The sequence below is a fragment of the Rhodococcus sp. 15-649-2-2 genome (assembly GCF_002258645.1).
Taxonomy (GTDB): domain Bacteria; phylum Actinomycetota; class Actinomycetes; order Mycobacteriales; family Mycobacteriaceae; genus Rhodococcoides.
Map to the genome: position 1 here is coordinate 259,326 of NZ_NPFM01000021.1, position 12,730 is coordinate 272,055.

Annotated in this window: 10 protein-coding genes; 6 read left to right on the top strand and 4 right to left on the bottom strand. The window is 67.0% G+C overall.

Annotated features, from left to right (window positions below; all coding sequences use genetic code 11):
• Positions 1 to 42 precede the first annotated feature (42 nt).
• Together pta and CH305_RS13190 are read left to right on the top strand one after the other, a co-directional pair.
• Positions 43 to 2,169, top strand: coding sequence for a phosphate acetyltransferase (pta, locus tag CH305_RS13185; RefSeq protein ID WP_170944721.1), 2,127 nt, complete (start codon positions 43 to 45; stop codon positions 2,167 to 2,169).
• Positions 2,166 to 3,356: an acetate kinase gene (locus CH305_RS13190; protein ID WP_094703927.1), complete on the top strand. Its 1,191-nt coding sequence runs from the start codon at positions 2,166 to 2,168 to the stop codon at positions 3,354 to 3,356. Before pta ends, CH305_RS13190 begins: the two co-directional genes overlap by 4 nt.
• Here CH305_RS13190 and CH305_RS13195 read toward each other — a convergent pair.
• From CH305_RS13195 to CH305_RS13205, 3 genes are read right to left on the bottom strand one after another with little or no spacing between them, the layout of a single operon-like run.
• On the bottom strand, positions 3,353 to 5,791 hold the full coding sequence (locus CH305_RS13195) for a serine/threonine-protein kinase (RefSeq protein ID WP_179278281.1): 2,439 nt from the start codon (positions 5,789 to 5,791) through the stop codon (positions 3,353 to 3,355). The genes CH305_RS13190 and CH305_RS13195 overlap by 4 nt on opposite strands.
• A 7-nt stretch (positions 5,792 to 5,798) precedes the next feature.
• A complete protein-coding gene (locus CH305_RS13200; protein ID WP_094703928.1) occupies positions 5,799 to 6,770 on the bottom strand; it encodes a glutamate ABC transporter substrate-binding protein in 972 nt (323 codons plus the stop codon).
• Complete coding sequence (locus tag CH305_RS13205) at positions 6,767 to 8,071, bottom strand: hypothetical protein (protein ID WP_230592338.1); 1,305 nt, start codon at positions 8,069 to 8,071, stop codon at positions 6,767 to 6,769. Before CH305_RS13205 ends, CH305_RS13200 begins: the two co-directional genes overlap by 4 nt.
• A gap of 86 nt (positions 8,072 to 8,157) precedes the next feature.
• On the opposite strand from CH305_RS13205, the gene CH305_RS13210 reads away from it, so the two are divergent.
• From CH305_RS13210 to CH305_RS13225, 4 genes are read left to right on the top strand one after another with little or no spacing between them, the layout of a single operon-like run.
• Positions 8,158 to 8,994: an NUDIX hydrolase gene (locus tag CH305_RS13210; RefSeq protein ID WP_094703929.1), complete on the top strand. Its 837-nt coding sequence runs from the start codon at positions 8,158 to 8,160 to the stop codon at positions 8,992 to 8,994.
• Positions 8,995 to 9,030: 36 nt separating this feature from the next.
• A complete protein-coding gene (locus CH305_RS13215) occupies positions 9,031 to 10,158 on the top strand; it encodes a hypothetical protein (RefSeq protein WP_094703930.1) in 1,128 nt (375 codons plus the stop codon).
• Entirely contained in the window at positions 10,155 to 11,105 is a 951-nt protein-coding gene (locus CH305_RS13220) for an ABC transporter ATP-binding protein (protein WP_094703931.1), read from the top strand. Before CH305_RS13215 ends, CH305_RS13220 begins: the two co-directional genes overlap by 4 nt.
• Positions 11,102 to 11,914 carry an ABC transporter permease gene (locus tag CH305_RS13225; RefSeq protein ID WP_037148848.1) on the top strand — a complete coding sequence of 271 codons (813 nt, stop codon included), beginning with the start codon at positions 11,102 to 11,104 and terminating at the stop codon, positions 11,912 to 11,914. The genes CH305_RS13220 and CH305_RS13225 overlap by 4 nt, the downstream gene beginning before the upstream one ends.
• Here CH305_RS13225 and CH305_RS13230 read toward each other — a convergent pair.
• Positions 11,907 to 12,713, bottom strand: a complete 807-nt coding sequence (locus CH305_RS13230; protein WP_094703932.1) for an alpha/beta fold hydrolase — start codon at positions 12,711 to 12,713, stop codon at positions 11,907 to 11,909. The genes CH305_RS13225 and CH305_RS13230 overlap by 8 nt on opposite strands.
• Positions 12,714 to 12,730 lie beyond the last annotated feature (17 nt).

Consider the following 12,730-nt stretch of genomic DNA (forward strand, 5'->3'; position numbering starts at 1 on the left):
AGGAGTGGAGCCTGCGGAACGACCCGCACTAAGCTGGCGGGCATGGCTGAGCCCAGCGGCACCGACGCGTCGGACATGTATCCCTCGAGCATCTACATCGCGTCACCGGAAGGCGACTCCGGCAAGTCCACCATTGCGTTGGGTGTGCTGCAGATGCTTGCTGCTACCGCAGCGAGGGTCGGAGTGTTTCGGCCCATCGCGCGCTCCACGGACGAGCCCGATTACATTCTGGAACTTCTCGTCGAGCACACCACCGCAGATCTGACGTACGAGCAGTCGCTCGGCGTCACGTACGAGCAGGTGCACACCGACCAGGATGGCGCGCTCAGCGAGATCGTCAATCGCTATCACGAGGTTGCTGCTCAGTGCGACGCCGTGGTGATCGTGGGCAGCGACTACACCGATGTCGGCAGCCCGAGTGAGCTCGGCTTCAACGCCCGGATCGCCGTCAATCTCGGTGCCCCGGTGCTGCTCGCACTGCGTGGATCGGATCGCACACCCGACGAGATCGCGCAGTTGGCTGCTCTGTGCCAGGCCGAACTACGCCAACATCACGCTCATCTGGCCGCCATCGTGGCAAACCGCTGTGCCCCCGACGATCTCGATGCGGTCACCGATGCGTTGGCGTCGGTCGGGGTGCCTGCGTGGAGCTTGCCGGAGATCCCCCTCCTCGTGGCCCCGACCATGGCCGAGCTGCTCGACGCCGTCGACGGCACCCTCTACAGTGGTGACTCGTCGCTGCTGCAGCGAGAAGCGTTGCGGGTCATGGTCGGTGGCATGACAGCCGAGCACATCCTCGAACGCCTCACCGAAGGTGTGGTCGTCATCGCGCCTGCGGACCGATCGGACGTACTGCTCGCACTGGTGAATGCCCATGAGGCCGAGGGCTTTCCGTCGCTGGCCGGCATCATCATGAACGGCGGCATCGAGCCCCATCCGGCCATCGCGCGTCTGGTGGCGGGACTCGGCCCCCGGCTGCCGATCCTCACCACCGATCTCGGCACGTTCGATACCGCCTCTGCCGCGGCGCAGACCCGCGGCCGTGTCGCGGTGGGATCGCAGCGCAAGGTCGACACCGCGCTGGGGTTGATGGAACAGCGAGTGGACGCGAAAACCCTTCTGGGACGGCTCGACATCGCCATCCCGACCATCACGACTCCGCAGATGTTCGAGTACCAGCTGATCCACCGGGCCCGTGCCGACCGCAAGCACATCGTCCTGCCCGAGGGCGGCGACGATCGCATCCTTCGGGCTGCCGGCCGACTGCTGCAGCGTCAGGTTGCGGACCTCACGATCCTCGGCGAGGAAGGTCCTGTTCGCCGACGCGCGTCGGAACTGGGTGTCGACCTCGACAAAGCCACTGTGCTCGATCCCAACAACTGCGAGTACACCGAGGACTTCGCGGCCGAATACACCGAACTGCGCAAGCACAAGGGCATGACGATCGAGCGCGCTCGCGAGATCATGGCCGACATCTCTTACTTCGGAACGATGATGGTGCACAAGGGAATCGCCGACGGCATGGTCTCGGGCGCGGCGCACACCACCGCGCACACCATCAAGCCGTCCTTCGAGATCATCAAGACAACCGAGGGAGTGTCGACGGTGTCGTCGATCTTCCTGATGTGCCTGTCCGATCGCGTACTCGCCTACGGTGACTGCGCCGTCGTGCCGGACCCGACAGCCGAGCAGCTCGCAGACATCGCCGTGTCCTCGGCGCAGACGGCGGCCCAGTTCGGCATCGAACCGCGGGTGGCCATGCTGTCCTACTCCACCGGAGAATCCGGTTCCGGCGCCGATGTGGACAAGGTTCGACAGGCCACTGCGATTGTGCGCGAACGGAATCCGGAACTACTCGTGGAAGGTCCGATCCAGTACGACGCGGCCATCGAGCCGTCCGTCGCCGCGTCGAAGCTGCCCGACTCCGAGGTGGCCGGCCGCGCGACGGTGTTCATCTTCCCGGATCTCAACACCGGTAACAACACCTACAAGGCCGTCCAGCGCAGCGCCGGTGCCGTTGCCGTCGGACCGGTTCTGCAGGGCCTGCGCAAACCCGTCAACGATCTGTCCCGCGGCGCACTCGTCGAGGACATCGTCAATACCGTTGCCATCACGGCTATTCAGGCACAGGGCATTGCCGACGCAGCCAAGGAGAACAGCGAATCGTGAGCATCCTCGTCGTCAACTCCGGGTCGTCGTCGGTCAAGTTCCAATTGGTCGACCCCGGCACCGGCGAGTCCGTGGCCAGCGGGCTCGTCGAGCGCATCGGTGAATCCGACGGCCGCGTCGAACTCGACCATCGTGGCGAGAGCGTCGAGCGTACCCAGCACATCGAGGATCACGGTGTCGGTCTGGCACTGGCGTTCGAGATGCTCGCCGACGCCGGGATCGAACTGGGCTCCGACGTCACCGCCGTCGGGCACCGCGTCGTCCACGGCGGTACGGTGTTCTACCGTCCGACGATCATCGACGACGCCGTCGTGCAGCAGATATCCGATCTCAGTAGCCTTGCACCGCTGCACAATCCGCCGAACGTACTCGGCATCGAGGTCGCCAGGAAGCAGCTGCCGAACGTCCCGCATGTGGCGGTGTTCGACACGGCCTTCTTTCATTCACTGCCCGACGCGGCCGCTACCTACGCCATCGACGCGAGCGTCGCCGCCGAGCACGACATCAGGCGCTACGGCTTTCACGGCACCTCGCACCACTACGTCTCGGACCAGGTGGCGCAGTTCTTGGGACGCGATCTCGCAGACCTGAACCAGATCGTCCTGCATCTGGGCAATGGAGCCTCGGCCTCCGCGGTCTCCGGTGGCAAGGCAGTCGACACCTCGATGGGCCTGACCCCGCTCGAAGGACTCGTCATGGGGACTCGCAGCGGCGACATCGACCCCGGCGTCATCATGCATCTGCGCCGCAGCGCAGGCATGAGCGTCGACGACATCGATGCCTTGTTGAACCGGCGATCCGGACTGATCGGACTGTCCGGCGTCAACGACTTCAGGCAACTGCAGCAACGGATCGACGACGGCGACGCCTCCGCGCGGCTGGCGTACGACGTCTACATCCATCGCCTGCGCAAATACATCGGCGCGTACATGCTCGGACTCGGCCGGCTCGACGTCGTCACGTTCACCGCCGGTGTCGGCGAGAACGCGGCCGCCGTGCGTGCCGACGCCCTGGCGAACCTCGAGGGATTCGGCATCGAGATCGACCCGGAGCGTAATACGGTGCGCAGCAGGCAGGCTCGCGTCATCTCGACCGATTCGTCGACCGTGACCGTGTTGGTGGTGCCGACCAACGAGGAACTGGCGATCGCTCGGGCGACGGACAATCTGGTTCGTGACGGCGACTAGAACAGTGAACGTGGCCGGATAGCGTTCGCCAGGTCCACCAGTGAGAAGCGATGCGCGCGATCGGTGGCGTTGCGGGCCAACGCCCGCAGCCCCTTCTCGGTGCCACGCCGCAATCCGTCCTCGGTGAACGGGACGCTGAGAATCGGCTCCCGTTCGGCCGTGGCGGCGTGGCCGGAGACGATCCAGTCCAGGGCCATCGCGAGCACCAGCGTCCGCATCTGTAGTGCCCGGCTCTCCGCCTTGGGTAGCAACGCAACTCGGCGTGCGGCGGAACGGAAGTCGGCTTCGGACAGTTCGGCTCGCGAGCGGTCCATCAGCAGCGTCAGCACACTGGTCATGCGCGCCATAGAGTAGTGCCGTGAACTGATCGGTACCTGGTCGAGAGCGGCGATGGCCCCGGTCTGATCACCGCGCCGCTGCAACTGCCGGGCCAAGCCGAACGCCGAGCTCACGATGCCGCGGTTGGTACGCCACACAGCTCGGTAGAGGCCCTCGGCTCGGGCTCGCCACTTCTCGGCTTCGTCGGCTTTGCCCGCGGCGACATGACCGAGCAATTCCGAGGTGGCACCGAGAGCGAGCTTGGGGGCCAGCTCTCCGGGCATCGCTCCGAGCACGTTGTCGAAACTCGTGAACGCAGAATCGTATTCGTGATGCAGCAGCGCGATCAGGCCTGCGTACCACTGCACCCGCCACGGATCGGCGGCGTCGTCCTCGGACTGCACCTTGGCCAGAATCTCGGTGGCCTCGACGACGTTCCCCAGATCCAGATTGGCTTTGACCTCGGCGAGGGTGATCTCGACCCCCAGGTCGACAGGAGACGAGGAAGTCGTGGAGTCCTTGGGCTTGTCCGCGCCTGCAGTGATGCGTTCGATGCCGTTGCGTTTGGCGTGCTGCAGCGAGTCCAGGGTCTGGCGAGGTTCGACGTGTACGGCCGCCGCGAGCAAGGGCGCGCTCGGATCGTTGGGGTCCACCAGTGGAACGGGTAGCGCCGCAACAACTTCGGCTGCGGTCATGCGTTCGTGGCGTACCGTACCGTCCACGTAGGTGTCGGTCCGGCCCACCGACTGCTCGGTTCCGAAGGTGGTACGGGGCGGGCTGAACACCGTGGACAGGCCGGGGCGCTCGACGCCCGTTCGGATGGCCAGAATCTCGCGTAGCACCCCGGTCGCCTGCCCGGCGAATTCGTCCGCTGATCGAAACCGTCGAGCGGGGTTCTCGTGCGTCGCGCGCAGTAGCAGTCGGTGCAATGACGGAAATTGCTGCAGCACTTCGGAATCTTCGACCGACGGCAGGCCGTCGAGATATTTACCGTTCTTCGAGGGCATGTCCAGCGTCAATACCGCGAGCGTGCGGCCCACCGTGAAGATGTCCGACGCCACCGTCGGTCCCGTCTTGACGATCTCCGGTGCCTGGTAGCCCACCGTGCCGTACAGGTAGCCGTAGTCCTCGATACCCGCGACCGCGCCGAGGTCGATGAGTTTGATCTGGTCGTCGGAGACCATGATGTTCTCGGGTTTGAGGTCGTTGTAGACCAGGCCGATCGAATGCAGGTAGCCCAGTGCCGGAAGCACTTCCAGGACGTAGGCTAGTGCCTGCTCGACGGGCATCCTTCCGCCGTCGCACGTACCGAGGATGTCGCGCAACGACCGACCACCGACGTACTCCATGACGATGAAGCCGACGGTCGACCCGTCGCTGCGGGGTTGCTCGACGAAGTTGTAGATCTTGACGACGCCGGGATGCGCTACCTCGGCCAAGAATTGACGCTCTGCGACCGCGACCGCGTGGGCTTCCTCGTCGCCGAAGTGCAGTAGTCCCTTGAGTACCACCCAGCGGTCGCTGACGTTGCGGTCGATGGCGAGATAGATCCAACCGAGTCCGCCGTGCGCGATACAGCCCTGCACGTCGTACTGGCCGACCACTCGATCGCCCGGCTCGAGCAGGGGCGTGAAGTCGAATGTCGTGCCGCAGTGCGGACACACGCCCTTGGCGATGTCGGGCTCGCCCGGCTCGCTGCGGCCGACCTTGGCGTTGCACTTCCAGCAGAACCGCTTGTGCTGCGGCACCGTCGGATCCGACATCACCGCAGTTTCGGGATCGACCGGCTCCACCCGGGGTACGTCGACCAGCCCGCCCCCGAGTCGACGTCGAAGGCCGGTGCTGCGCGATCGACCTGATCTGGACCTACCCGTCCTGGAACGGGTGGATGCCGCCCGTGTTGCAGCCGACTTCGCTGTTCCGCGTTCGGTCGAGCCGGCGTCAGGAGAAACGGGGCCCGGCGTCCGTGCGGTCCGATCGTCGATCGGTGCCCGTGACACGGCTGGGCGTCTCGACACTGCTTGGGTGCGTTCGATTCCGTCGGTTCCCGACTCGGCCCGAAAGACTGCCTGCGTCTTGTCCGCTGGGGCAGTAGCTTGCTGTTCGTCGTCGTCCATGATGCCTCTAGTCGCTGTACGACGCGGTAGGCGGGCCGGGGGAGGGGCCGAGGACCGTCAGCCATCGGTTGTAGATGCGATTCCAGGTTCCGTCGGCGCGAATGCGCGCCAGCGTTCCGTTGACGAACCGCACCAGATCCTCGTTGTCTCGGTTGATCCCCACCCCGTACGGCTCCGGGCTCAGGCTGTCGCCGACGATCTCGAGGTAGGGATCCTGCGCAGCCAGACCGGCGAGAATGGCGTCATCGGTGCTGATCGCGTCGACCTGTCGTTGTTGCAGCACCACAAGGCAATCCGACCACATCGGCACAGTGACCACGGTTGCTGCAGGTTGCACTCGCTGCAGTCGTCGCAGTGAGGTGGTGCCCTCGACGGCGCACACGCGCTTGCCCGCCAGGTCGCCGACGCCGCGGATACCCGAACCCTGCACCACCAGAATCCGGTGCTGCGCCTGGAAATACACGGTGGAGAACTGGACGTCCTTGCGTCGAGCGCACGTGATGGTCATGGTCTTCACCACGATGTCCACCGAGGAATCCTGCAGGGCCTCCAGCCGTTGTGCCGAGGTCAGAATGCGAAAGTCCAACCTGTTCGGATCGCCGAAGAGGTCCCGCGAGATTTCCCGCGCGATATCGACGTCGAACCCGACCAGCTGCCCGCTCATCGGATCACGGAAGCTGAAAAGGTTGCTGCCCGTGTCGAGTCCGACTACCAGGCGGCCCTTTGCGCGTAGTGCGTCGATGGTCGGTTGCGGTACCGGCGGTGCATCCGTGCCGGTCGTGAGTGGGCGCAGGCTGGCGGTGGGGCGGGCGCACTCGTCGTCGGCCGGGGTCTCGGTCGGCCGAGCGGCCACGGATGCGCCGTCCGGTAGCGGCGGTTCGGAGAACGTCGTATCGACTTGTGGCGCAAAGCTTTCCGGCGGAGTGCAGCCGACCAGCAGTGCGGTGGTCACGAGGCCGACGGCGAGCAGACGTTTCACAGGTACTCACGCAGCCTCGGGAACAGGCCGACACCGAACGCCACCGAGGCGACGACGGTGAGCACGTACGCGCCGTTGGACAAGCCGGACAACACACCGACCGAGCGGTCGATGTTGGACCGTAGTTCGGCTCGCGCGTTCTCTATGCCGTCGACCAGAACACTGTCCAGTGCAGTGAAGGCGGCGGCCGAATCGGATTCCGAGGTTCCGGTGGCGATGGCGACCGCGCCGTTGAAGTCGCCGACTTCGAGCGCGGAATCGATGCGCGCATGCGAGCCGGACCATGTGTTCAGCGCGTCGATCACCGCGGTATCACCCTGGAACATCTCCGACATTCGAGAGACGTTGGCGTCGAACGATTGTCCGTAATCCTGACTGCCGCCGCGGCGTGCGAGATCGAGGGTCTCGTCCGCTCTGGCCTGTTGCGCCATGATGAAACCCGTCGTGTACGACTTCAGCGGCGCGACACCGCGATCGAGCGCGCGGTCGGTAGCGATCGAGGAGATCAGTCCTACCACCAACATCCAGCCGAGCAGGCCGACGACAGCGGCTGTGGCACCGAGGAATCCGACGTTCAACGTTCGACGCGTCGTTCGCGAGAGGTACCACTGCGCCAGGCCGGTCATCATCAGCAGGAACACCACCGACCCGATCGCGAAGAACGGCGGGCTGGTGAACCGTTCCTGATCGGCCGACACCCGTGATGCCTGCTCGGTGTACAACTTCTCGGCCAGCGGCAGCAGACTTGTCTGCATCATCGTCGAGGCCTCACCGAGATATGCCGCCCCCACCGGGTTCCCGCTCCGGTTGTTGGCCCTGGCCGTCTCGACCAGACCGCTGTACACCGGCAGTCCGGCGGCGATCTGCGTCAGCACGGCACTGGTGGCCTCGTCGTTCTCGGTCACTCCGGCCGACGCTGCGATCAGTTCGGACGACGCCTCGCCGAGTGCCTGCGAGTAGCGTTCGCGTACCTCGGCCGGTTCGAGACCGCCGGCGATGAATGCGGTTGCGGCAGCGGAATCGGCCACCGACAGTGCCCCGTACAGATTCTGCGCCGAGTTCGCGAACGGTTCGGTCCGCACCAGCAGCGTGCCCAAGGTGTCCACCCGCTCGGTGACAGCCGTGGACGCCAGATTTCCGACCGTCAACGCCAACACCACCAGCGCGGTTCCCATCGCGACCAACCGCGCAGGCGTCGAACGCATCGTGTAGCGAACCGGTGGCTTGCCGGCAACGGTACCGACGGGAGTGGCCGTTGTCGGAGGCACGGCAGCGGAGGGGGTAATGCCGGCCGCGATCACGTCACCGAGCATATAAGCAGGCGGACCGTACTGCAGCCACTACAGCACAGTCACTACAGGCGGACGATTCCCCTAGGGTGGTGAGCATGCGAGGTGACGGGGACGGGTGGGTGATCGGTGCCGACGGTTCTCGGCACTGGGGAAAGCACGGGGCCGCCGGACTGTTGCTCCGCGCACCGTCGAACACCGGAGAACCACTCGTACTGCTGCAGCACCGCGCACTGTGGAGCCACCAGGGCGGAACGTGGGCGCTGCCCGGCGGGGCCCGTGACTCTCACGAGAGCACCGAGCACGCGGCCGTACGCGAGGCTCACGAGGAAGCCGGTATCGCTGCCGAACAGCTGTGCGTGCGGAGCGAACGGGTCACTGCGAGTGTCGCGAGCGGCTGGTCGTACACCACCGTCGTTGCCGATACCGATCATCCACTGACCACCGTGCCCAACGGTGAGAGCACCGAACTGCGCTGGGTACCGGAATCGATCGTCGCCGACCTCCCGTTGCACCCGGGGTTCGCATCGAGCTGGTCGGCGCTGCGCACCGTGCCGCTGCGGGTACTGCTGGACACCGCCAACGTGCTCGGCTCACGACCGAACGGCTGGTGGAAGGACCGCGCCGGATCGACCGGCGCACTGCTCACCTCGCTCGCCGAGACGTTGCCACGCACCGTCGAACTGCCCGGCGGCCAATACGGGTGGCTCACCAGAATCGAGGCCGTCCTCGAAGGCGAGGCCCGCGACGCGGTGGTGAACGACCCGCGCACCAGGACGATTCTCGCGAACGCCAGCGGCGACGACACCTTGGCCGATCAGGCCCGTCTCGACGGGGATCTGACGGCGCTGGTCACCGCCGACCGCGGATTGCGCGACCGGCTGCCCGACTCGGTGCAGGTGTTGACGCCGTCGACCGTCCTCGGCTGGTTGTAGAGAACCTGGCGTTCGACCGCGGTCGGTTCTGCTCACATGCAGCACACCGGGTACGTCCGTACGGTCGAAGAGGTGCGCAAGAAGTGGCGGTGGCTGGCGGTGGTGCTCGGCATCGCCGTGCTTGTCGCCACCCCCTCGTTGATAGCGCGTTGGCCCGTCGAGGCGTCGAACATCACCGCGGCCGAATTGCTCTCCCGAGTCCAGTCCTCCACCGCGACGCCGTACTCGGGCTACGCCCAGGCGGTCGGCGGTGTCACTCTGCCGGTGACCGACGGACTCGGCGGCCTTCCGGATCTACTGGGCGACACCACGACCCTGCGCGCCTGGTATCGCGGCCCGGACAGCTGGCGCGTCGACACCGTGCGCCTCGCCGGGGAGCGTGGCCTCTACCGGAGCCCGGCTCGGCTGTGGAGTTGGGACTACGAACAGAACACGGCAGTGGTGACACCGGTACCCGAGCCGAGCCTGCGCCTGCCTCGTGAAGCCGACCTGCTGCCCCCGGAGCTCGGGCAGCGGTTGCTCAGCGAAGCGAACGCCGATGAGGTCACCCGGCTGCCGGATCGTCGGATCGCCGGCCGGGACGCCCCTGGCCTCCGACTGATCCCCAGCGAGCCGCAGAGCACCGTCACCGAGGTAGACGTGTGGGTCGATCCCGACAGCGGTCTTCCGCTGCAGGTCGACGTGCTGGGCGACGGGGCCACTCGCCCTATCGTCAGCACCGCGTTCCTCGACTTCTCCTCCGCGACCCCGGACGCCGACACCGTCCGCTTCGTCCCGCCGCCAGGAACCGATGTGCAGCAGCAGGACGGTCTCGACATCGCTTCGTTTGCCGACGGGATCGACGCCGCCGGTCTTCCGTCGACGCTGTCCGGACTCGACCTGATGGACCGCGGCGGCCAGGGTGCGGTGGGAATCTACGGCCGCGGGGTGACCGAGTTGATCGCCGCTCCGCTGCCGCGTCGCGCCGCGCGCGGGCTCATCGACCAGCTGCGGGAAGCCCCTGGCGCAGTCGTCACCGGCAACAGCGTCGCGCTGTCGATCGGGCCGCTCAACGTCCTGATCACCGAGCCCACCGCCGACCGGCGTCGCTACCTGCTGTCCGGCACCGTCACCGCAGAAACCCTGGCCACCGCCGCCCTGCAGCTCGAAGGAGCAGCCACATGATCCGCACGACCGGCCTCACCAAGAGCTACGGATCGGTGCGAGCAGTCGACGGCGTCGACCTCGATGTGCGTGCCGGCGACATCTACGGCTTCGTCGGTGCCAACGGCTCCGGCAAGACGACGACCGTGCGGATGCTGCTCGGCCTGGTCCTGGCCACCTCCGGGCAGATGCAGGTGCTCGGCGAGGAGATGCCGCGGCGACGCAGGAGCGTGCTGCCGCGGGTGGGTGCGCTGATCGAGAACCCCGCCGCCTACCCCAATCTCTCGGGACGCCGGAACCTCACGCTGCTCGACGCGGCCGGGCCGGGTGGTGCCCGGCGCACCCGGACCGCCCGTGTCGGCGAGGCCCTCGAACAGGTGGGCCTCGCCGGGGTGGGACGCAGACCGGTCAAGCAGTACTCGCTCGGCATGCGGCAGCGCCTCGGCTTGGCCGCGGCACTCATGCGCACCCCCGAGCTGCTGATACTCGACGAGCCGACCAACGGTCTCGACCCACAGGGAATCCTGGAGATTCGAGAGTTGCTCCTCGGCCTGCACGCGAAGGGCACCACAGTGTTCCTCTCCAGCCACCTGCTGGCCGAGGTGGAGCAACTGTGCGATCGAGTGAGAGTGCTCGATCGGGGTCGCCTCGTTCTGCAGGATCAGCTCTCCGCGTTCCAACAGCCCACCGGCCGAGTGCTCGTGGGCACCCCGGACCCGGCCGAGGCCGTCGCCGTGCTCGCCGGAGTCCAGCACGCCACCGTGCTCCACCGTGAAGGGCAGCAGCTCGTGATCGAACACCCCGACTCGGCCCTGCTCAATCGACTGCTCGTCGAAGGTGGGGTCCGAGTGAGCGAGCTGACGACGCAGCAGATGAGTCTGGAGCAGTCCGTGCTGGCTGCCACCGGCGCCAGCGCCGACCGAGTCGACGGTCCTGTCCGCTCAACCCGGACGGAGGTGACCGCATGATCGGCGTCGAGCTGCGCGCGATGCTGAGTCGACCCCGCACCTGGGTCGTCATCCTCCTGCTGAACCTGCTGCCCACCATCGTCGCGGGCCTGTTGGCACTCACCGACATCGGTCCGCGGCCCGGCGAAGGCCCTGCCTTCCTGTCGGCGGTGACCACCAACGGCCAGCTCTTCCCGCTCGCCGCGCTCGCCATCGTGCTGCCGCTGTTCCTGCCCGTCGCGGTGTCGGTCATCGCCGGCGACGCCGTCGCGGGCGAGGCCCAGGCCGGCACCCTGCGCTACCTGCTGGCCCGCCCGGTGGGAAGGACCCGACTACTGGTGGCAAAGCTGATCTCGGTGGCCGCCTTCGTGTTGCTGGCCGTGGTCATCGTGGCCGCCGTCGCGTATTTCGTCGGTACGACGCTGTTCGACACCACGTCGTTGGCCGGCGTTTCCAGCGTGTCCGGCACGGTGCTGACCGATCAACAGGTCGCCGTGCGCACCGTCATCGCCGTGCTCTACGTGACGCTGTCCATGCTCGGAGTCGCTGCCATGGGGTTGTTTCTCTCGACCCTGACCGACTCCCCGCTCGCCGCGACGTTGGGCGCGTTGGCCTTCCTCATCGCCAGCTCGTTGCTGCTGACACTGGACGCGGCCGACGCCATCGCGCCGTACCTGCCGACGCGATACTGGCTGGCTTTCGTCGACCTGTTCCGCGATCCGGTGCCGACGCGGGACCTGGTGCGCGGCGTCGGGTTGCAGGGTGTCTACGTCGTGGTGCTCCTGGGTGCGGCGTGGGCGAACTTCACGACCAAGGACATCACTAGCTGAGACGGCTGCAATCAGCTGCGCCGAGCTGGGTGGTGGAGCTGCCCTCCAACTGGGCCGAGACCATCGCCGCGACGAGAGGATCGCGGGGCAGGTTCCCGTGATCGACGGTGGAGTCGGCACACACGCTCTGGACGGGGATGTCGATCGCCCCGTCGAGTTCGGCCGAGGTAGGCGGGGTCACCACCTGATCCACGTCGGTCCAGATCGACACCCACTGCGGCCCCTCCGGGGTCTCGTCGCCGGAGTTCAGGGCGGCCAACACGGAGCTGTCCGGGGCGAGCTGCTGACAGGCCGTCGGGCATCGATCGGGCAGGACCTGGGCCGCCAGCCCCGCCACCTGGGTGCCGTGGTGCGGGGAGCCGAGGGTCACGATGCGCCGGGCCTGCTCGGCGCCGCCCAGGTCGGCGGCCCAGATCCGGGCCACCACGCCGCCTGCGGAATACCCGACGACGTCGACCGACGTCGCTCCCGTCCGAGTCAGAGCTGCGTCGGCAGCGTCACGCAAGGTGCCCGCCTGGGCGGTCAGATCGCCGACGCCACCGTCCGGCAGGGCCACCACGGTGGCGTCGCGACCGTCTTCTCGCAGCGCGGACGCGAGCACATCGAGCGCATCGGTGGAACCGCCGAAACCGGGGACCAGCAGCACCGGGCCGGGCACCGCCTGGTCGACGCTCGCGACGGGGTCATCGGTACGGAGCGACGATGCAACAATCGCGGCGACCACGACGACCCCGACTGCAACCAGGACGAGGAGAGCGAGGACGAACCGGCGACGGGCCGGGGCGAGGGAGGAGAACACTCCGTCCAGTGTGCCCC